This is a genomic window from Sphingomonas sp. (assembly GCF_029239295.1).
Classification (GTDB): domain Bacteria; phylum Pseudomonadota; class Alphaproteobacteria; order Sphingomonadales; family Sphingomonadaceae; genus Sphingomonas.
In genome coordinates, this window is sequence record NZ_JAQZBC010000001.1 from 47,199 (window position 1) to 65,827 (window position 18,629).

Here is an 18,629-nt window from a genome sequence, read left to right on the forward strand (position 1 = left end):
TGCGGGTCTCAGGCGGCCGCTTCGCTAGCCAGGCGCAAGTCATCGACGAACCGGGAATATTCGCTCGCGCGGGCCGCTTCGTCGGCCAGGCGCAGCAGATAGCTGGGATGAACCGTGATCCATGCCTCACCCCCGCCCGGCAGTTGAAGCGCGCGGCCCCGTTCGCGGCTGATCGTCACGACCTTGCCGAGGAGGGATCGCGCAGCGGTTGCGCCCAGTGCCACCGTGACCTTGGGGCGCAGCAGCGCCTGCTCTTGCTCGATCCACCATCGGCACGCTTCAATTTCTCCGGCGTCGGGCTTCGCATGGATGCGGCGTTTGCCGCGCGGTTCGAACTTGAAGTGCTTGACCGCGTTGGTGACATAGGTTTGCGCGCGATCGATCCCTGCCTCGGCCAACGCCCGATCAAAGAGCTGTCCCGCCGGGCCGACAAAGGGGTGACCCGCCAGATCCTCTTGGTCGCCCGGCTGCTCTCCGACGAACATGATATTGGCGGACAGGGGGCCTTCACCGAAGACGGTCTGCGTAGAGTGCTTGTACAGGTGGCACCGCGTGCAACTCAGCGCTTCCTCTCTCAACGCTTCCCAAGCAATCTCGCTGTTGCCGCCCGGTGCGGCCTTTGCCTTTTCAATCATCCCACTCTCGCGTCGCTGCGCCGTCGCCAGCAGTTCGGGGACCAACGCCGTCTCGGGCATGTTCTTCCAATATTTGCGCGGCATTTCCTTCAGCATCGCGCCTACCTTCACTCGCGCGGGATTGAAGATGGAGGCGTAGTAGGTTTTCCAAACCTCTTCGATTGGATCGCCGTCGGGCGCCTCTGCCTTCGTCGCGCCGGGGCCTTCCTGCAGTGCAGTGCCGCTCCAGTGCAGCGACACCTCGGGGGTCAGGATCGACCAGCGCATGTTACCGAAACGGTTAACGAAGAACGCCGCGTTCGCCCGCACGATATGATGCTCTGGCTCGAACCACGCGGCATACCTGGGCCCGCCACCCTCAGCCGCTCCCTCGTCGGGTACCTCACGGAAGCGAAGAAAGGCGCGCATCTTGTGGATGTCCCGCCGCACCTGCTTGGCGAGCCCCTCAAGCCGCCGGATCAACGGATCGGCGTGGTCCTCGATCAGGGCTGGCGTTTGCCGCAGCCGCGCCAGCAACGTGTACAGCATCGCGAACCGCTCAGGATCGCTGTGGAGGATGGCGTCGCGCGCAAGGTCCAGAAAAGCCCGAGGCACTTTGAACGTCAGCGGTATCGTCGAATCTGGTGCGCTGGTCTCTGGCGGCGTGGCGGCAAACAGATCTGTTGCTTCGCCGCCCACCTGCCAAACGACCGCTTCGGGCGGCACGCTGCCGCTCATCAGCCCACGCGCGGCGGTACGCCAACCGTCAAAGTCATCGGGTGCCGCTAAGGTGACGATCCGCATCGCGCCGGCTGGCTTCAGTCGCGCTCGTCGTCGCCGGGCGGGTTCTCGCGCGCGATCTCCAGTTCCTTGGGCTTGCGCTCCTCGTACGTTGCCGCAATCCGTGCCTCGACCTTGTCGTCGAGCTCGGCTTCCGCCGCGGGAAACATCTCTTCTTCTTCTTCGTCGATGTGATGCTCGTAGCGGTGACGCATATGGGCGAACTTCTCCTCCCATTCGTCGGAACCGAATTGGACCGCCATCATCTCGCCCAGCAGGTCATCGACCTCCTTGTGCTCGGCCACCGAGTGACGCGCATCGTCGCGGAGCTCCGGATCGGCGAGCATCACCGAATACAGGGCTTCCTCTTCGGCGGCCGCATGGCTTTGCAGCTCAAGCCTGAATGCCTCGAACAGCGACTGCCGCTCACCCGACGCGCCGCGCGAGTCGCCCAGCCGAGTGAGCATCTGGCGCTGCTTGTCGTGGTCTGCGATCAAATCTTGATAGATCTGCGCCTGAGTCATTGCCGCTTCTCCGTTGGAGTAGGGAGAACCGGCCATGCGCGAGGTTGTTTCTCTTGCGAGATGTTATCAGGCAGTCAGTGTACTGGCCCAATGCGCCTCCGCCTGCGCCAGCGCTTTCGGATCATCGACATCCAACCACCAGGCATTGCTGACGTCCACCACCTTGGCGTCGCCGCTTTTCGCCAGCGCCGTGACGCCGTCCGAGATAGATCCTGCCTGCCCTTGCGCGACGGCCGCCCGCAGCGCGTCGTGGAACCGTCCATCAACGCAAAAGATGCCGCAGTCGAACGCGTCATAATCGTCCAGGTGCTTGCCAATCGCGACAATCCTGTCGCCCGCCGTCCGGACCCGGGTGACATCGTCCAGATCGACCAGTGGATTGTCGAGCGCGCGATCGACCGCCAGGGTCAATGGGGCGGGTTCGGCGGCAATTGCGGCGCCCACGATCTGCGGGTCGAACAGGTGATCCGCCATCATCAACAAATGGCGCTCGGGTCCGATCACGTCCGCCCCGGTCAGAACTGAATGACCATTGGGCTGCGACCAATCCGGGGTTGTAACGCAGGTGATCGCCGGATCGAGCTGGCTTAGAAACTGCGTCAGCCGTTCGCCCTCATGTCCGGTAACCACGACGAACGACGTCGCGCCACCGGCACGTGCCGCGTCAATCACGCGGGCGATCATTGGAACGCCCGCGATCTCGGTCAGCGGCTTCGACGGAGAAACAGCGCGCAGCCGGCTACCATAGCCGGCTGCGACAATCAGCGCCTTCACTTACTCAGCAGCAAGCGGCGATTCTGCCTGAATGAAATCGTCGGTCATCTGTGCTGCGACGTCGTCGGTGAACTGCTCCGGCGGATGCTTGCAGAAGAACGCCGACGGGCCGGTCAGAGCGCCGGCGATACCGCGATCCATGCCAACCTTCACGCAGCGGATCGCGTCAACGACCACTGCTGCCGAGTTCGGGCTGTCTTCCACCGACAGGCGAAGCTCCAGGTTCATCGGAACGTCACCGAACAGATTGCCCTCGAGCCGCAGGAAGCACAGCTTGTTGTCGTGCAGCCACGGAATGTAGTCCGAAGGACCGACGTGGATGTTCTCGTCAGCCAGCCGCTCGCTGAGAACGGCCTGAACCGCTTCGGTCTTCGACTCCTTCTTGCTCGACAGGCGATTGCGGTCGAGCATGTTCATGAAGTCGGTGTTGCCGCCGGTGTTCAGCTGGTAGGTGTGATCGATCGTCACGCCACGCTGCTTGAACAGGTTTGAAAGCACGCGGTGAACGATCGTTGCCCCAACCTGCGCCTTCACGTCGTCGCCGATGATCGGCAGACCGGCGTCGGCGAACTTCTTTTCCCACTCGGGACGGCTGGCGATGAACACCGGCATGCAGTTCACGACGCCCACGCCTGCTTCCAGTGCGCATTCCATGTAGAATTCGGTCGCTTCCTGGCTGCCGACCGGCAGGAAGTTGACCAGGACCTCGGCGCCCGAGTCCTTGATCGTCTGGATGATTTCCGCCTTCGTGGCGTCGCGCGTTTCGTCAACTTCGAAGCCGCGATCGTTCGCGGCGGTCAGCATGTGCGGGGCCACGCCGTCCAGCTTCGCGCCCATCTTCACGATCGTGCCGGTGGCCGGCACGTCGGCGTGGAACACCTTGGTGCAGTTCGGCTTGGCGAAGATCGCCTGGCCGAGGTCCAGACCGACCTTGCGCGAGTCGACGTCGAACGCCGCAACGAATTCCAGGTCGGAAACGCGATAGCCGCCGATTTCCTCGTGAATCAGGCCATGGGCCGTGTTGCTGGCAGCATAATGATACTTGCCCTGAACCAGGCTGGATGCGCAGTTGCCGACACCGATAACCGCCACCTTGATCGTCGCCATTCTCTTGAACCCCGAAGCGTCGGGAAAGCTTCCCCGACGTGACAAATGAATGGCAGCGTGGTGACAGATACGCGACGCCTGTCAAGCAAACCGTGCCGGTGCTAAGGGGCCGCCAAGGGGACGCGAAAAGTGGCAACGATCGAACTGCGGCCAAGCGTGACTGGAAAGCCACGCGAGTTGCAAGGGTTTCTCAACAGGACGCTTTATCATCCTGCGGCCCGCCGTCTGGCGCGCGCGCTTGCCGCGACTCCGGTTACGCCCAACATGGTTTCGGTATTCGGCGCGCTGATGGTGGTCGCCGCCGGGATCCTTTACGCCCGGATCGGCACCCCGACCGCGATCGCCTTGGGCTTTGCGCTCCATCTCTTGTGGCATGTCGTCGATGGGGCGGATGGCGATCTTGCCCGCATGACTGGCCGGGCCAGCCCCAATGGCGAAGTGGTCGATGGACTGTGCGACTATGGTGGCCACGTCGTCCTCTACCTGCTGCTCGGGGCGATGCTCGACGACACGATGGGTGGGTTCGCCTGGGTGCTTGCGGTCGGCGCCGGCGGCTCGCGCATCATCCAGTCGGTCTTCGCGGAGAGTTCGCGTCGCAGCTATCAATGGTGGGCCTATGGCGTGCCATGGCTTCAGCATAATCGTGCCGCGCCAACCGGGATCGGCGGCGCGCTCGGCAAGGCGTATCTCGCGATGTCGCACGTGCTGACCGGCGCGACGGACAAGGTGAACGCCATCGTTGCCGGCGCAGAGGTGGATCCGGCCGAACGCCAGCGCATCGCTCAACTGGCGCGGGAGGTTGGTCCGTCATTCCTGTCGCTGCCCGGCGCGCTCGGCGCGAACCCGCGGACGATCATCCTCGGTCTCAGCATGATTGCTGGCACCCCGATGTGGTTCTTCCTGGTCGAGATAACGGTTCTGAACGTGATCCTGGTCGTCGCCATCCTTCGCCAGCGCGCACAATGCCGACGCCTTGTTCACTTGATTGCGAACGGCTCGAACTGATCCGCTTCCTGACTGATCGTCGTTGCCGGACGGAACTCGCTCATCCACTCCTCGTTTCGTCCCCGAAACGGGAGAAAATGATGAACAACCTTACGATCGCCGTCGGACTGGGCGCTTGCGTGCTGGCTTTGGCCGGATGCGATGATCGCAAGCTGGAAACCGGCATGCCCACCGCGGGTGGCGCATCGGCTATTGCAACGCTGCAGACGGCGGCGGGTGCTAACGTCGGCCGGGTGACCGCGACCGAGGTGACGGGCGGGCTACGGTTCACCGTCGACGCCAAGGATATGCCGGCCGGCACCCACGGCGCGCACGTCCACACCACTGGCCGCTGCGACGCGCCCGGCTTCGAAACGGCAGGGGGGCATTGGAACCCGACCAGCATGAAGCACGGCACGATGAACCCGCAGGGACCGCACCAGGGCGACATTCCCAATCTTATCATCGATTCGGCCGGCCGTGGCACGGTGGCAGCAACAGTGCCCGGCGCCACGATGGCCGGCCTTCTGGACACCGATGGGGCCGCATTTGTGGTGCATGCAGAGGCGGACGATCTGAAGACCGATCCGTCGGGCAACAGCGGCGCGCGGATTGCTTGCGGCGTGTTCCAGCCGTCCTAAGCGAAACGTATGGAACGTGGGGCAGGCCCATCGGCCGTGACCCCACGTTCTTACCCGTCGCGAGCTCGCAACGGGATCTCAGTGCTTAAAACCTCTACACGCGTGAGGCTCGCGGGCCCGCGGCTCAGTCCTTGCGAGTCAGGCTGACGCCGTAAAGCTCCATGCGATGATCGACCAAGCGGAACCCCAGTCGCTCCGCGATTTGCTTCTGCAGCAGTTCCAGCTCAGGATCGACGAACTCGATCACCTTACCGGTTTCGACATCGATCAGATGGTCGTGATGCGCCTCGGGAGACGGCTCGTAACGCGCGCGACCGTCGCCGAAATCGTGGCGATCGAGGATTCCAGCTTCTTCGAACAGGCGAACCGTGCGGTACACGGTCGCGATCGAGATGCCCGGATCGATCGCCGAGGCGCGTTCGTAGACCTTCTCCACGTCGGGATGATCATCAGCTTCTGACAGGACGCGGGCGATGACCCGCCGCTGTTCGGTGATGCGCAGGCCTTTTTCCTGACAGAGTGCTTCGAGATCAATCTTTCGTGGCATGCTGACCATGTAGTCGCTGCGAGCGCACGCCGAAAGCGTTATCGACTCGCAACAAGCCTATGTCAGGCTGACCGCGTAGCTGTGCGCATCGAAGATTTCGCCTGCACGCCCGCGGTAGTAGGCGCGCCGTTCGCCGACCTTTGTGAAGCCATGGCGGCAGTACATGTGCGTGGCCGGATTGCCGGCACGCACTTCCAGATGGAGGCGGGCGGCGCCGCGCGCGCGCGCATCGGCCATCACACTGCGCAACAGGGCCGCACCCACACCGCGTCGGCCGTGGGAAGGGGCGGTGGCGATCAGCAGAAGTTCGGCCTCATCGACGATCGCGCGGGTCAGCGCGAAGCCGGCGACCTCGCCGTCGATCTTGGCCAGGGTGAGCCAAACGCCCGGCATGCCCAAGATGCCGAGGCATTGGGTGCGGGTCCATGCCTCGCCGAAGCGGGCATCGAACGCTTCGGCCATCACCTGCTCCACCGCGCCGATGTCGGCTGCCGTGCCGCGGGTGAGTTCGATCATGTGCAGCCGGTTGCTCACGCGGGCAGCTTTGCGTCGGGCGCACGGCCATACAGCGGCCGAGGAGGCAAATTGGTGAGCGCGGCCGGTAGCAGGAAAGCACGCGACGCATTGGGCAGCGCTTCATGTGCCTGGAGAGCTGGGTCGAGTTGAAGGAGCCAACGTACACCATTGCCTACCGCCGGACGCCCGGCCAGCGCGACCAAAGCGGCGTCCGGGCGCAACGATACCAGCGCATCGATGGGTTCCAGCGGAGGGGCAACGAAGCCTTGCATGAACACCTCACCGTGCCCCCCTTCCAGCACGACAGCAAGCGGTGCCGGCACGCCATCCGCAATCGCCGCGGCGGCGAGCAAGGAGGTGGAGGAATAGCCCCGGACGGGCACACCCCAGCCAAGGCCAAGACCGCGCGCTGCCGCGATGCCCACCCGAATTCCAGTGAAGCTACCCGGTCCGACATCGACCAATATGTCGTCGGCCCGCCCACCATCGGGCAGCGCCGCGATCATCGGGACGAGCCGCTCTGCATGGCCGCGACCGACCACATCGTGCCCCGCGGCAATTACCCGCTCGCCCCCGAGCAGGGCGACAGAGCAAGCGGCGGTGGCGGTATCGATGACAAGGGTGCGCGGCATCACATCCCTTTGCCAAAGCCGCGCCACGGCTCAACCCCTAATCAGGCGAGCTAGGCATTGACCGCATAGTCACGCGATGCGGTTGAAGCGTTCAAACTCGGGTCGGGGGCTGCGCTCGAAGATGGTGGCGGGATCGCCATGGCCGAGCGTGGAGATGAAATTGGTCCGCACGCCGGGCTGATCCGCGAAGAACGCCTTGTCGACCTCGCCCGCGTCGAAGCCGCTCATTGGTCCCGTGTCCAGTCCAAGCGCGCGCGCGGCGAGGATGAAGTAGCCGCCCTGAAGCGAGGAATTCCGGAATGCCGACGCTTCCCGTAGTTCGGTGTTGCCGTCGAACCAGCTCTTGGCATCCGTATGAGGGAACAGGTCCGGCAACTGCTCGTGGAAATTCACATCCATGCCGATGATGACGGTGACCGGTGCTTGACGGATCTTGTCAGCGTTGGTGCTGCTGGCGAAGCCTGCCAGCTTTTCCTTTGCTTCCGGGCTGGTGCACCAGATCAGCCGCGCGGGCAGCTGGTTGGCGCTGGTCGGGCCCATCTTCATCAGGTCCCAGATCGCGCGCAGTTCCTCTTCGCGCACCGGCTCGTCGGTATAGCCATTGTACGTCCGCGCCGTGCGGAACAGCTGGTCGAGCGCGCCGTCGTCGAGAGGAGCGGACATCAAATTCTCCGTCAGCAGAGGGGTGACACTACGCCGTTGTGCGGCGCAGGTCAGAAAACATCAGGGCAGGTGAACCAGAGGGCATCGCTGTGCCGTGCGGCATCATCAGATCGCGCGAACCTCGGTCACCTCGGGCACGTAATAGCGCAGCAGCTGCTCGATCCCGTTCTTCAGCGTTGCCGTGGATGACGGGCATCCGGAGCACGCGCCCTGCATCCGCAGGAATACCTTGCCCTTGTCGAACCCACGGTAAACGATGTCCCCGCCATCATTGGCAACGGCAGGGCGGACGCGCGTGTCGATCAGCTCCTTGATCTGCGCGACGATCTCCGCATCGGCGGGGTCGTCGGAGAAGCTTTCCTCTTCCGCCGGCACGCTGAACCCTGCCGTTCCGCCCGTGCGGAACAGCGGCATCTGCGCGGTGAAATGGTCCATCAGGATGGCAAGCACGTCGGGCTTCACTTCATGCCAGGCGGCGCCCGGCGCGATCGTAACGGAAATGAAGTCGCGACCGAAGAACACGCCGCTCACATCGCCCAGGTCGAACAGCGCAGTGGCGAGCGGTGATGCCTCCGCTTCCTCCGGGGTCGCGAAGTCGCGGGTCCCCGCCTCCATGACGATCCGGCCAGGCAGGAACTTCAGCGTCGACGGATTGGGCGTGGTTTCGGTTTCGATCAGCATGATCCCCATGTGGCGCTCCGGGACCGGTCGATCAAGCGCGGCGCGGGAAAGGAAAGGTTTCCGTTTCCACAGGCGTGCTCCCCCCACGATGCCCGTCCCCTCACTCGCTGTGCACCACTTCTATCTTGCCCTTGGGCTTCTGCAGCAGCAGCACCAGCGGCACCGCGCCAAAGGAGATCCAGCTCATCAGGTAGAAATCGTCGATATAGGCGATCATCGCCGCCTGCTTGTTCACCATGCCATCGATCATGGTCATCGCCGCGTCCGAGATCGTGCCTAGGCCGCGCAGCATGTTGAGATCGAAGCCCGACACGACGGTGCCCGTCACGTGCTGCGCCAGATCGGCGTGGCTGGTTTGCGTGTTGCGAGCCAGGAGCACCGTTACCATCGAAATCCCGGCGGACTGACCGATCGAGCGGAACAGGTTGAGCAGGCTCGAACCATCGGTGCGATAGCGTCCATCGAGAGTAGCAAAGGCCATCGCGTTGAGCGGCATGAAGACGAGGCCCATGCCAAGCCCCTGCACGAAGCCTGCGGTCACCACCGGCCAGTAATCCTGCTCCAGCGAATAACCTGCCATCTGACGAAGCGAGATGCCGAAGATGATCAGCCCCGCCATGATGACGATACGGGTGTCTACCTTGCCCATCAGCCGTCCCGCGAGCCACATGGTGAACAGCACGCCCACGCCGCGCGGAGCCATCATCATCCCGGTGTCGATCACCGGATAGCCGAACAAATTCTGCAGCATCGGCGGTAGCAGCGCCATCGGAGCCATGGTCGAGATGCCGACCACCAGCATGAACATCAGGCCGGTGACGAGATTGCGGTTCCTGAACAGCGCGCGATCGAACAGCGGCTTCTTGGCGGTCGCGAAGTGGAAGATTGCCAGCCAGGTAAATGCCAGCGCGGCCAGACCCTCGACGATCACCTCCCAGCTGTCGAACCAGTCCTCGCTCTGACCACGGTCGAGCATCAGCTGAAACGCCGCCACCGCCACGCCCAGATAGATGAAGCCGGCATAGTCGAAGGATCGTCGCGCCTTGGGTCTGCTTGGCAGCAGGAACCACAGGATGGCGAAGGTGGCGATGCCCACCGGTACGTTGACGTAGAATACCCAGCGCCAATTGTAGCTCTCGGTCAGCCAGCCACCCAGCACAGGTCCCATGATCGGTCCTACCATCACGCCCATGCCCCAGACGCTCATCGCCTTGGCGGCATTTTCGGGGGCGTTGATGTCCAGCATCGACGTCTGCGACAAAGGATTGATGAAGGCAGCGAAAACCCCCTGAAACACGCGGAATATCACCATTTCCTCTAGGCTGGTGGCGATGCCGCACAGCATGGACGCAATGATGAAACCGGCGGTGGCAATCAGGAAGAGGTTGCGGCTGCCCAGCCGATCGGAGAGCCAGCCCGTCGCGGGCAGGGCGATCGCGGTGGCGACGATATAGCTCGTCAGGACCCAGGTGACGGTATCCACCGTAGCGCCCAGGCTGGTCATCATGTGTGGCAGCGCGACATTGGCGATTGTGGTGTCGAGGATCTGCATGATCATCGCACCCATGATGCCAATCGTCAGCAGCCAGCGATGGCGCGTCTCCAACAGCGGCTTGCCTTCTGCCAGGGCAGCAGCAGAATGACGCTGACCAGAGGCCGGCCGCGCGGCAGCGGCGCTGGACGCCACCTCAGCGCGCTCCGGTATCGATCGTCACATCGGTCGACAGGCCAGCGATCATCGCTCGTGGCGGGGTGCCGTTGATCGCGATCCGCACCGGAACGCGCTGCGTCACCTTGACCCAATTGCCGTTCGCGTTCTGAGCCGGGAGAACCGAAAACTCGCTGCCGGTTCCAGCGCCGATGGAATCCACGCGCCCATGAACCTTCATCCCGGGATAGGCATCGAATTCCATTTCGGCCGGCTGGCCCACCCGCATGTGATTAAGGTCGGTTTCCTTGAAGTTGGCCTCCACCCACGCCCGATCGCTGACGACCAAGCTTAGCGCCGGGACGCCCGACGGCGTGATGTTGCCCACCTGCAACCGGTTCGTCTGGCTGACGACACCATCGGTGCGCGCACGAACGACGGTGCGATCCAGGTTCATGGCGGCCTGGGCGCGCTTGGCGAGCGCAACCTGAATGGCGGCGGGCTGCCCCGCGCCACCGCCAGATCCGATCTGCTGGCGCGCGCGCGCGGCGGCGGCTTCGCCCGTTGCGATCTTCGCCTTGGCGGCTTCAACCGCCTGCACCGCCGCGTCCACATTGGCGCGCGTGGTGAAGCCCCGCTTCATTAATTCCGCCTGCCGCCGATAGGTCGCGTCGGCGAGTGTCAGCTCCGCTCGCGCGCTTTGGATGTCCGCAGCGGCGCTTCCGGTGTCAGTTGCCATGGTGGCCACGGATACGCGGGCGGTGGCCAGATCAGCATCGGCCTGGGCCAAAGCGATCCGATAAGGCTCCGGATCGATCCGGAACAGGACGTCACCCGCCTTGACGCGCTGGTTCTCGCGCACATTCACTGCCACGATCCGGCCCGAAACGTCGGGACTGACCGAGATCATATCCTGCCGGACGTAAGCATTGTCGGTGGTGATGTAGCGGCCGGAGGTGAAGTAGAAGAACGCACCCACAGCGGCGATCAGTAGCGGAACGCCAAACATCAGCAGGGGGCGCAGCCAGGCGCGCTTTCGCACCGGTGTTTCGGTCTTCGCGGCCGGGTCGATCGCCATCTGCTCTCCCGTCTGCTCTCCGGCGGCGGCAGGGTCGCGGGTCGGGTCTGCATCAGCCATTGATCGCCTCCTGATCTTCGGCAGGGTCAAGATTGTCGCGGATGCGCTGAAGAAGATCGATCATCATGTCCGTCTGCTCGCCGGAAATACCCCGCAGCGCTTGGGCCATCAGCTCGTCGGCGGTGGCATGAAGCTCCTCCAACACCGGTCGCGCCTTTGGTGTGAGGTACAATCGCCACGCGCGTCGATCTTTTGGATCCCGCCGACGCTCCACCAGCCCTGCCTCTTCCATTCGATCCACCAAGCGGCACAGGGTGATCGGCTCGACTTCCAGCAGATCGGCGAGGCCGCCCTGGTTGATCCCCTCATGCCTGCTGATGCCCAGCAGCGCCTTCCACTGAGCGCGAGTGGCGCCGTGCTGACGTGCGCGCTCGTCGAAGCGCTTGCGGAGTAAGCGTGATGTATCGCTCAGCAGAAATCCGAAGGTCTCGGTCATGACCCTGCGCATAATAAGCAGGCTTATGAATTGAAAGTCTCTGTGTCACAGCAGTCCCGCGCGTGCCACCAAAGTACCGATGCAGCGTTTGACTGAGGCAACCCTGCAGGCAGTTAATCATGAACACGGACGGCCTTGGAACGAAAATGGAGGGCGGCTGCCAATGCGGTCGCATCCGCTATGTCGCGCTGATCGCGGGCGGCGACGCCTATTTGTGTCATTGCCGGATGTGCCAGCGGGCGACGGGCGGGGTGTCGATCGCCTTCAAGAATATCCCGGCCGAGCACCTTACGTGGCTGACCGAACCGGATTGGTATCAGTCATCACCGATCGCCCAGCGGCCGTTCTGCGCGACGTGCGGAACGCCGTTAGGCTTTGCGTTCCTCCAAGATGTTCAGAACGTCGACATCACCGTCGGCAGCTTCGATGATCCATCGCGCTTCCGGCCGGTCCACCATTACGCCGTGGAAAGCATGCATGAGGCATGGATCGACACGCGCGACTTGCCACGCATGCGCAGTGAGCAGAATGAGGGCGTCATCAAACGCTGGATGGACGCTTGTGGCAAAACTCCCGACTGAGACGCAGTATTTCAACAGCTTCGACGGAACGAGGCTGGCATGGCGCGAAATGGGGGAGGGGCGCCCGCTTGTCCTGCTCCATGGTTATTTCTCCGACGCGAACACCAACTGGATCCGCTACGGCCATGCGGAGGCAATCGCGGCGAAGGGCTTTCGGGTCATCATGCCGGACCTGCGAGCGCACGGGGAGAGTGATAAACCGCACGACGCGGCAGCTTACCCCGCTGACGCGCTGGCGAAGGACGGCCATGCGCTGATCGCGCATCTTGAACTCACCGACTATGATCTGGGTGGCTATTCGCTCGGCGCACGCACGACCGCGCGGATGCTGGCTACGGGCGCCAGCCCGGGCCGCGTCATCTTCTCCGGCATGGGGCTTGAAGGTCTGACCAATTCGGAACGCCGCGCCGATCACTTCCGCAACATCCTCACCAATCTTGGCCAGCATGAGCGCGGAAGCCCCGCATGGCTCGCCGAGGCATTCCTCAAAACGACTGGCGGCGATCCCGTCGCGCTGCTCCGCGTGATCGACACCTTCGTGTCCACGCCGCGCGAGGAAGTGGCGCGCTTTTCGTGGCCCACGCTCGTGGTCAATGGCGTCGATGATGACGACAATGGCTCCGCCGCCGCGCTTGCTGGCCTGTTGCCGAACGCGAGGCTGGTCGAGATCCCCGGCAACCACATGAGTTGTGTCACCAAGGCCGAACTAGGCCGGGCGATAGCTGATTTTCTCCGCGCTTGACCGCTGACAGGCCACGTTTCAGTGTCGGCACATAGTCAGACTTCATAAGGACTTACATGATCCGCCATCTCTCGTCGCTGGCTGCGCTCGCCGTGGCTCTTGCCGCGGTGCCCGCTGCTGCCCAACAAACCACCTCGACGCCCGCTGCCGCCCCTACCGTTGCGCAGGCCGACGCCTTTGTCGCTGCCGTGGAGAAGGAGTTCGCCGCACTCAGCGTCGACGTGGCGCGGATTTCATGGGTGAACGCGACCTACATCACGGAGGATACGGACGCCCTCGCAGCTGCCGCTGGCGGCCGGTACACTGAACGCGCGGTCGAGGTCGCGAACGAAGCCGCACGTTACCGCGCGCTGCCAGGGCTATCTGCAGACACCCGCCGCAAGCTGGACCTGATCATTGGCGGCATCACCCTGCCAGCGCCGACGCGTCCGGGCGCAGCGGAGGAATTGTCCACCCTCTTCACCCGTATGGGTTCCAGCTACGGCAAAGGCCGCGGCACCCTGAACGGCAAGCCGATCAATGGGTCGGACATCGAAGCGGCAATGGGTGAGGAACGTGACCCTGCCAAGCTGAAGGAGATGTGGGTCAGCTGGCACGATAATGTCGGTGCGCCGATGCGGCCCGACTATCTCAAGGCAACGAAGCTGACGAACGAGGGCGCCGTCGGCCTCGGCTTCAAGGACGCAGGCGCCCTCTGGCGCTCGGGCTATGACATGCAGCCCGATCAGTTTGCCGCAATGACGGACAAACTGTGGGCAGAAGTGGAGCCGCTCTATCAGGCGCTTCACACCTATGTTCGCTGGAAGCTCAACGAGAAGTACGGTGACGCCGTTCAATCAAAGACCGGCCCGATCCGCGCGGACCTACTCGGAAACATGTGGGCGCAGGAATGGGGCAACATCTATGACGTCGTGGCCCCGGCCGGTACTGGTGATCTGGGGTACGACATCGGCGACTTGCTGAAAGCGAAGCAATATGACCCGGTTAAGATGGTCAGAACGGGTGAAGGTTTCTATTCCTCGCTTGGTTTCGCGCCGCTCCCCGAGACGTTCTGGACCCGCTCACAAATTGTGAAGCCGCTCGATCGCGAAGTGATTTGCCACGCGAGCGCATGGGATATCGACAATATCGATGATCTGCGGATCAAGATGTGCACCAAGGTGAACTCGGACGATTTCATCACGATCCATCATGAGCTTGGGCACAATTATTACCAGCGGGCGTACAATAAACAGCCGTTCCTCTACAAAAACGGTGCGAACGACGGCTTCCACGAAGCGATCGGTGACTTCGTGGCGCTGTCGATCACGCCTGATTATCTCGTTAAGATCAACCTTCTCGATCCGGCCCGCGTGCCTGCCGCCGACAAGGACATCGGCCTGCTTCTGCGTCAGGCGATGGACAAGATCGCGTTCCTCCCATTTGGTCTACTGATCGACAAGTGGCGCTGGCAGGTCTTCTCTGGTGAGATTGAGCCTGGCCAGCTTCAGGCGGGGTGGGACAAGCTCCGGCTGCAATATCAAGGTATTGTGCCGCCTGTCGCTCGTGATGAAAGCAAATTTGACGCAGGCGCGAAGTATCACGTCGCGGCCGGCGTGCCTTACACTCGCTACTTCCTTGCGCGTATCCTGCAGTTTCAGTTCTACGAAGCGGCATGCAAGCAGGCGGGATGGAAGGGCCCATTGCACCGGTGCTCGTTTTTTGGCGACAAGGCCGTCGGTGCACGGCTCGACGCGATGATGAAGATGGGGCAGTCCAAGCCTTGGCCAGATGCGCTGCAGGTCTTTACCGGCACACGTGAGATGTCCGGTAAATCAATGATGGCCTACTTCGCCCCTCTCAAGAAATGGCTCGACGAACAGAATAAGGGAAAGCCAACCGGCTGGTAAGAAGTCGAAAAGGCGTGCCGGGTCTCTCCGCACGGGAGAGCCCGGCGCCCTTGCCAATCTAATGCATAAACAGCGCCGGCCCGGCAGCTAGTTCGCGCCCGGGATAACGTTCTCGTCGGCGATGCCTGCGTTGAACGAAGCCGTGGCGTCGGTCCCGTCAGGCATATGAGCGTGCCCCGACTGGTCTGTCGGCTGTTCCTTGCTGGTGGCCGCTTTGTCGCCAGCTTTCATCTTGGGTGATGCCGGCGCGCTGTCGCCGTCGTCCTTGCGAAGCGTGGAGCCGCGTAACGACAGGAGAGCAGCCGTCGCTGCGGCACCTACCGCCGCCAAGCCGCCGGCGATCGCCGCCTTATTCTTCCACACCGGCGTCTTGGCAGAAGCGGCGCTAGAGGCTGCCCTTGGTTTCGTGGGGCGTTTTGGCGGCGGGGTCGCGCGCTTGGACGAGCGAGGTTTGGGCGGCGCAGCCGGCTTTTTGGCGGCCGCGGCGGTTTCGCTCGACTTTGCCGTCGAACTGGCCGGCTTTCGCTTAGGTCTTGCCGCGGGCTTGCTCGCCGCTGCAGTGTCGGCCGGCTTGCTGGCGGTACTTTTCCGCGGAGCCCGGCGTGCAGGCGGCTTTGGCGCGGTTGCTGCCGGTGTCTCTTCATTGTCGGCCATGATCTGCTCCCCTTGTCACATACGGTATGGCCGGTAACGCAGCGAAGAGACGAATCGTTTCGTCGTGAACAGTGAGGGCAGGCCTCACTGTTCACGCGCAGAGCATCAGCGGAATGGTGGCTCGTTGAAGGCGCGCAGCTTGCGACTGTGCAGCTTCTGTCCCTCCCGCCAGAGTTCTTCACAGGTCTCGATCCCGATGCGTATGTGCTCGGAGATAGCGCGCTCGTAGAAACGGTTTGCTTGTCCTGGCAGTTTCAATTCGCCGTGCAGCGGCTTGTCAGACACGCACAGCAAGGTGCCGTAAGGGACGCGAAAGCGGAAACCTTGTGCGGCAATGGTGGCCGACTCCATGTCGATACCAACGGCTCGACTAAGCGAAAAGCGCAGCGCCGAGCGGCTATAGCGAAGCTCCCAATTACGATCGTCGGTAGTGACGATCGTTCCGGTCCGCAGCCGGCGCTTCAACTCTTCGCCTGACTGACCCGAGACGGTTTCCGCAGCCCGCGCCAGCGCCTGCTGAACTTCGGCGATGGCGGGGACGGGAATCTCTGGGGGCAACATGTCGTCGAGCACGTGATCGTCGCGCAGGTATGCATGGGCCAGCACATAATCGCCGATGCGCTGTGAAGGCCGCAGCCCGCCGCAGTGGCCGATCATCATCCAGGCATCAGGGCGCGTGACGGCGAGATGATCCGTGATCGTTTTCGCGTTTGAGGGGCCCACGCCAATATTGACGAGAGTGATGCCGGAGCGATCCGGAGCAATGAGGTGATAGGCTGGCATCTGAAGTCGGCGCCACGCGCTATCGTCCAGGATCGCTGGATCGTCGCCAGGTTGGAACATGACGCCGCCCGGGCCGGCCAAGGCCGTGAAGCGACTTTCACCCGAAACCTGGCTCGCTCCCCAGCGAACGAATTCATCGACATAACGATGATAGTTGGTGAACAAAACGTACCGCTGCACGTGCTCTGGAGCTGTCCCGGTATAATGGCGCAGGCGTGCGAGACTGAAGTCGGTACGCAGGCCATCGAACAAGGCGAGCGGCCGCGTGCCGTCAATCGACGCCCAGAGGCCATCCGCGATTTCGTCCCCGATGTGCGCCAGCTCGGTGGCCGGGAAGTGGCGCGCCAATTCTGCTGCTGACACCTCGTCCAAGCTAAGCGCATGACCGGCATCGAGAACGTAGGGGAACGGTATCTCTGTCGCTCCCGCGACTGCTTCTACGGAGATGTCATAATCTTCCATCAGAAGCGTCAGCTGTTCGACTAGATAGTCGGCGAACAGTGCTGGCTTGGTGACCGAGATCCGATACTCGCCCGGGGTGACCAGACGGCCGAAGGAACGCAATGGCGTGGGCCGGCTGTCGCCGCCACCAGCGAAGGTCAGGCGGATCTCGGGATAGGCGAAGGAACCGTCCTTTCGCGCCTCGCGCGGCGGCGGCGTGCCCTCTGTAAGATACAGATCGAGCGCGGCCTGCAAGCGTGCGACAGCGCGGGTATAAAGCCGATCCAGCTCGGCAACGATGTCTTGAGCAGTCATCGCGGATCGTTACGCCGCGACGGTGACACTGGCAAGACGGAGGGGCTTGCCCGCAGCCGCGAGGCAGCCCCGGGGTCACCCGGAACTGCCGTACGGCTCAGTGTTTTGCCTGACGCCGGTTCTGCTGAGAGCCGCCGCGCCGCGTCGCAGCGTAGGCCGCACCTCCGATGGCGGCTGCTACACCTGCGACGATCCCGGCGGTGGCAAACGGGTGATCCTTGGCCGCGTCGGCCGTGGCCGAGGTCGCGGCGCTAACCTTGGCCTGTGCCCCGGAGGCGGCATGGCGCGCACGCTCAGCCAAATTGGCTTCGTGAGCCGATCGAGCTTTGCTCTGGGTTGCGTTGGTCATGGTGCGATACTCCTTGAATACCCCTCGACCAACGCACTCTCCGATCAGAGGTTGCCCAGCAGGTGGTCGGCGGAGCTCACCTTGAACTCACCTGGCGCTTCGACGTTCAGCTGCTCCACGACGCCATCATTCACGATCATGGAATAACGCTGGCTCCGCTTGCCCATTCCGAACTTTGAGCCATCCATGCTCAGGCCGAGCGCCTCGGCAAAATCGCCGTTGCCATCCGCCAGCATGGTGACATTTTCTGCATTGGCGGACTTCGACCAAGCGCCGAGTACAAAGGGATCGTTGACGGCGGTGCAGGCGACCTCATCAATTCCCTTGGCCTTCAGTTCAGCGCCTTTCTCGACGAAGCCGGGCAGGTGCTTGGCCGAGCAGGTTGGCGTGAAGGCGCCTGGGACAGCAAACAACGCCACACGGCGACCGGCGAAATATTCCTGCGAATCGACGGCTTCAGGGCCGTTTTCTGTGGCCTTCACAAGAGTGGTCTTGGGCAGTTTGTCGCCGACGTTGATCGTCATTTTTTGTTGCTCCCTACAGGGCTGATGGTCTCGGATACGTCGTCGCAGGGGCAGCGTGGCTTTTCAAGCGTGACGATCTGCTGCGCCTCGGCGTAGAAGTAAGCCATGGAGACCGCGACCTTTCTCACCGGACAGTTCCTTCTTGCCATGCCCGGCATCGGCGATCCGCGTTTTGACCAAGCGGTGATCGCCGTCTGCGCACACGACGAAAAGGGCGCGATCGGGATTGGTGTCGGCGCGCAGATTGCGGGGTTGGGGCTGCACGACGTGCTGGAGCAGGTGGATATCGAGCCTGGTGATACGCCCAACGCGCCCATCCATTTCGGCGGTCCCGTGGAGACCAGGCGCGGGTTTGTGCTGCATTCGCGTGATTGGAGCGGGCAGGACACGATTGACGTCGCTGGTAAGTGGGCGTTGTCCGGTACGCTCGATGTCCTTCGAGCAATCGCGGAAGGAAAGGGGCCGAGCCAGTGGCTGGTGGCGCTAGGCTATGCCGGATGGTCGGGCGGGCAACTTGACGCTGAGATGACGCGGCACGGATGGCTCAATGTTTCCGACGATGCGCGCATGTTGTTCGAGACGGAGACGGCGCAGCGTTGGACCCGCGGGTTCAACGCGGCCGGGATCGATCCCAGGCTGCTCGGCACGGAAAGCGGCCACGCCTAA

The 18,629-nt window shown here is 63.0% G+C and carries 23 protein-coding genes; 7 read left to right on the forward strand and 16 right to left on the reverse strand.

The genetic code is table 11. The annotated features are described in order from the left end of the window. Positions 1–8 precede the first annotated feature (8 nt). The 4 genes from K0S66_RS00235 to K0S66_RS00250 form a co-directional block, all read right to left on the reverse strand. Positions 9–1,418 (reverse strand): UdgX family uracil-DNA binding protein, encoded by a 1,410-nt coding sequence (locus K0S66_RS00235; protein ID WP_301073056.1) that lies wholly within the window; start codon positions 1,416–1,418, stop codon positions 9–11. A 14-nt stretch (positions 1,419–1,432) separates the two neighbouring features. Then, complete coding sequence (locus K0S66_RS00240) at positions 1,433–1,918, reverse strand: hemerythrin domain-containing protein (RefSeq protein WP_301073057.1); 486 nt, start codon at positions 1,916–1,918, stop codon at positions 1,433–1,435. A 66-nt stretch (positions 1,919–1,984) separates the two neighbouring features. Further along, a complete protein-coding gene (locus tag K0S66_RS00245; RefSeq protein ID WP_301073058.1) occupies positions 1,985–2,692 on the reverse strand; it encodes an NTP transferase domain-containing protein in 708 nt (235 codons plus the stop codon). Beyond that, entirely contained in the window at positions 2,693–3,799 is a 1,107-nt protein-coding gene (locus K0S66_RS00250) for an inositol-3-phosphate synthase (RefSeq protein ID WP_301073060.1), read from the reverse strand. It lies immediately after the preceding gene. 129 nt (positions 3,800–3,928) lie between these two features. Between K0S66_RS00250 and K0S66_RS00255 the strand changes: the two genes are divergently transcribed. Both K0S66_RS00255 and K0S66_RS00260 read left to right on the forward strand, forming a co-directional pair. Next, positions 3,929–4,804, forward strand: coding sequence for a CDP-alcohol phosphatidyltransferase family protein (locus tag K0S66_RS00255; RefSeq protein ID WP_301073061.1), 876 nt, complete (start codon positions 3,929–3,931; stop codon positions 4,802–4,804). A gap of 80 nt (positions 4,805–4,884) precedes the next feature. Next, on the forward strand, positions 4,885–5,424 hold the full coding sequence (locus K0S66_RS00260) for a superoxide dismutase family protein (RefSeq protein WP_301073062.1): 540 nt from the start codon (positions 4,885–4,887) through the stop codon (positions 5,422–5,424). A gap of 124 nt (positions 5,425–5,548) precedes the next feature. Here K0S66_RS00260 and K0S66_RS00265 read toward each other — a convergent pair whose 3' ends face one another. The 8 genes from K0S66_RS00265 to K0S66_RS00300 form a co-directional block, all read right to left on the reverse strand. Beyond that, positions 5,549–5,971: a Fur family transcriptional regulator gene (locus K0S66_RS00265; protein WP_301073063.1), complete on the reverse strand. Its 423-nt coding sequence runs from the start codon at positions 5,969–5,971 to the stop codon at positions 5,549–5,551. Positions 5,972–6,028: 57 nt separating this feature from the next. Further along, the gene (locus tag K0S66_RS00270) at positions 6,029–6,487 is read right to left on the reverse strand and encodes a GNAT family N-acetyltransferase (RefSeq protein WP_301073064.1); all 459 of its coding nucleotides are present in this window, start codon (positions 6,485–6,487) and stop codon (positions 6,029–6,031) included. Positions 6,488–6,501: 14 nt separating this feature from the next. After that, a complete protein-coding gene (gene tsaB / locus K0S66_RS00275; RefSeq protein ID WP_301073065.1) occupies positions 6,502–7,119 on the reverse strand; it encodes a tRNA (adenosine(37)-N6)-threonylcarbamoyltransferase complex dimerization subunit type 1 TsaB in 618 nt (205 codons plus the stop codon). 69 nt (positions 7,120–7,188) lie between these two features. Continuing rightward, a complete protein-coding gene (locus K0S66_RS00280) occupies positions 7,189–7,782 on the reverse strand; it encodes a malonic semialdehyde reductase (RefSeq protein WP_301073066.1) in 594 nt (197 codons plus the stop codon). A gap of 105 nt (positions 7,783–7,887) precedes the next feature. Further along, positions 7,888–8,463: a NifU family protein gene (locus K0S66_RS00285; protein WP_301073332.1), complete on the reverse strand. Its 576-nt coding sequence runs from the start codon at positions 8,461–8,463 to the stop codon at positions 7,888–7,890. Positions 8,464–8,563: 100 nt separating this feature from the next. Continuing rightward, positions 8,564–10,069, reverse strand: coding sequence for a DHA2 family efflux MFS transporter permease subunit (locus K0S66_RS00290; RefSeq protein ID WP_301073067.1), 1,506 nt, complete (start codon positions 10,067–10,069; stop codon positions 8,564–8,566). 82 nt (positions 10,070–10,151) lie between these two features. Beyond that, a complete protein-coding gene (locus K0S66_RS00295; RefSeq protein WP_301073068.1) occupies positions 10,152–11,249 on the reverse strand; it encodes an HlyD family secretion protein in 1,098 nt (365 codons plus the stop codon). Continuing rightward, positions 11,242–11,685, reverse strand: a complete 444-nt coding sequence (locus K0S66_RS00300; RefSeq protein WP_301073069.1) for a MarR family transcriptional regulator — start codon at positions 11,683–11,685, stop codon at positions 11,242–11,244. The genes K0S66_RS00295 and K0S66_RS00300 overlap by 8 nt, the downstream gene beginning before the upstream one ends. 119 nt (positions 11,686–11,804) lie before the next feature. Between K0S66_RS00300 and K0S66_RS00305 the strand changes: the two genes are divergently transcribed. The 3 genes from K0S66_RS00305 to K0S66_RS00315 are packed head-to-tail and all read left to right on the forward strand — an operon-like array spanning position 11,805 to position 14,897. Further along, positions 11,805–12,266: a GFA family protein gene (locus K0S66_RS00305; protein ID WP_301073070.1), complete on the forward strand. Its 462-nt coding sequence runs from the start codon at positions 11,805–11,807 to the stop codon at positions 12,264–12,266. Continuing rightward, positions 12,247–13,008 (forward strand): alpha/beta fold hydrolase, encoded by a 762-nt coding sequence (locus K0S66_RS00310; protein WP_301073071.1) that lies wholly within the window; start codon positions 12,247–12,249, stop codon positions 13,006–13,008. The genes K0S66_RS00305 and K0S66_RS00310 overlap by 20 nt, the downstream gene beginning before the upstream one ends. A gap of 56 nt (positions 13,009–13,064) precedes the next feature. Continuing rightward, positions 13,065–14,897 (forward strand): M2 family metallopeptidase, encoded by a 1,833-nt coding sequence (locus tag K0S66_RS00315; protein ID WP_301073072.1) that lies wholly within the window; start codon positions 13,065–13,067, stop codon positions 14,895–14,897. Positions 14,898–14,984: 87 nt separating this feature from the next. Here the strand turns inward: K0S66_RS00315 and K0S66_RS00320 are convergent, their stop codons facing one another. Beyond that, positions 14,985–15,260: a hypothetical protein gene (locus K0S66_RS00320; RefSeq protein WP_301073073.1), complete on the reverse strand. Its 276-nt coding sequence runs from the start codon at positions 15,258–15,260 to the stop codon at positions 14,985–14,987. A gap of 7 nt (positions 15,261–15,267) precedes the next feature. Between K0S66_RS00320 and K0S66_RS00325 the strand changes: the two genes are divergently transcribed. Next, positions 15,268–15,588, forward strand: coding sequence for a hypothetical protein (locus K0S66_RS00325; protein ID WP_301073074.1), 321 nt, complete (start codon positions 15,268–15,270; stop codon positions 15,586–15,588). A gap of 68 nt (positions 15,589–15,656) precedes the next feature. Here the strand turns inward: K0S66_RS00325 and K0S66_RS00330 are convergent, their stop codons facing one another. The 3 genes from K0S66_RS00330 to K0S66_RS00340 all read right to left on the reverse strand — a co-directional run bounded on the left by K0S66_RS00330 (position 15,657) and on the right by K0S66_RS00340 (position 17,963). After that, positions 15,657–17,090: an AMP nucleosidase gene (locus K0S66_RS00330; RefSeq protein WP_301073075.1), complete on the reverse strand. Its 1,434-nt coding sequence runs from the start codon at positions 17,088–17,090 to the stop codon at positions 15,657–15,659. 97 nt (positions 17,091–17,187) lie between these two features. Continuing rightward, positions 17,188–17,439 (reverse strand): hypothetical protein, encoded by a 252-nt coding sequence (locus K0S66_RS00335; protein WP_301073077.1) that lies wholly within the window; start codon positions 17,437–17,439, stop codon positions 17,188–17,190. A 44-nt stretch (positions 17,440–17,483) separates the two neighbouring features. Then, complete coding sequence (locus tag K0S66_RS00340) at positions 17,484–17,963, reverse strand: peroxiredoxin (RefSeq protein ID WP_301073078.1); 480 nt, start codon at positions 17,961–17,963, stop codon at positions 17,484–17,486. Positions 17,964–18,068: 105 nt separating this feature from the next. On the opposite strand from K0S66_RS00340, the gene K0S66_RS00345 reads away from it, so the two are divergent. Further along, positions 18,069–18,629, forward strand: a complete 561-nt coding sequence (locus K0S66_RS00345) for a YqgE/AlgH family protein (protein ID WP_301073080.1) — start codon at positions 18,069–18,071, stop codon at positions 18,627–18,629.

Excerpts from the sequence above, each read along its gene's own strand:
- K0S66_RS00235 (WP_301073056.1), bottom strand. The coding sequence starts at position 1,418 with ATGCGGATCGTCACCTTAGCGGCACCCGATGACTTTGACGGTTGGCGT.
- K0S66_RS00240 (WP_301073057.1), bottom strand. The coding sequence starts at position 1,918 with ATGACTCAGGCGCAGATCTATCAAGATTTGATCGCAGACCACGACAAG.
- K0S66_RS00250 (WP_301073060.1), bottom strand. The coding sequence starts at position 3,799 with ATGGCGACGATCAAGGTGGCGGTTATCGGTGTCGGCAACTGCGCATCC.
- K0S66_RS00260 (WP_301073062.1), top strand. The coding sequence starts at position 4,885 with ATGAACAACCTTACGATCGCCGTCGGACTGGGCGCTTGCGTGCTGGCT.
- K0S66_RS00265 (WP_301073063.1), bottom strand. The coding sequence starts at position 5,971 with ATGCCACGAAAGATTGATCTCGAAGCACTCTGTCAGGAAAAAGGCCTG.
- K0S66_RS00270 (WP_301073064.1), bottom strand. The coding sequence starts at position 6,487 with ATGATCGAACTCACCCGCGGCACGGCAGCCGACATCGGCGCGGTGGAG.
- tsaB (WP_301073065.1), bottom strand. The coding sequence starts at position 7,119 with ATGCCGCGCACCCTTGTCATCGATACCGCCACCGCCGCTTGCTCTGTC.
- K0S66_RS00280 (WP_301073066.1), bottom strand. The coding sequence starts at position 7,782 with ATGTCCGCTCCTCTCGACGACGGCGCGCTCGACCAGCTGTTCCGCACG.
- K0S66_RS00285 (WP_301073332.1), bottom strand. The coding sequence starts at position 8,463 with ATGCTGATCGAAACCGAAACCACGCCCAATCCGTCGACGCTGAAGTTC.
- K0S66_RS00295 (WP_301073068.1), bottom strand. The coding sequence starts at position 11,249 with ATGGCTGATGCAGACCCGACCCGCGACCCTGCCGCCGCCGGAGAGCAG.
- K0S66_RS00300 (WP_301073069.1), bottom strand. The coding sequence starts at position 11,685 with ATGACCGAGACCTTCGGATTTCTGCTGAGCGATACATCACGCTTACTC.
- K0S66_RS00305 (WP_301073070.1), top strand. The coding sequence starts at position 11,805 with ATGAACACGGACGGCCTTGGAACGAAAATGGAGGGCGGCTGCCAATGC.
- K0S66_RS00315 (WP_301073072.1), top strand. The coding sequence starts at position 13,065 with ATGATCCGCCATCTCTCGTCGCTGGCTGCGCTCGCCGTGGCTCTTGCC.
- K0S66_RS00330 (WP_301073075.1), bottom strand. The coding sequence starts at position 17,090 with ATGACTGCTCAAGACATCGTTGCCGAGCTGGATCGGCTTTATACCCGC.
- K0S66_RS00335 (WP_301073077.1), bottom strand. The coding sequence starts at position 17,439 with ATGACCAACGCAACCCAGAGCAAAGCTCGATCGGCTCACGAAGCCAAT.
- K0S66_RS00340 (WP_301073078.1), bottom strand. The coding sequence starts at position 17,963 with ATGACGATCAACGTCGGCGACAAACTGCCCAAGACCACTCTTGTGAAG.
- K0S66_RS00345 (WP_301073080.1), top strand. The coding sequence starts at position 18,069 with ATGGAGACCGCGACCTTTCTCACCGGACAGTTCCTTCTTGCCATGCCC.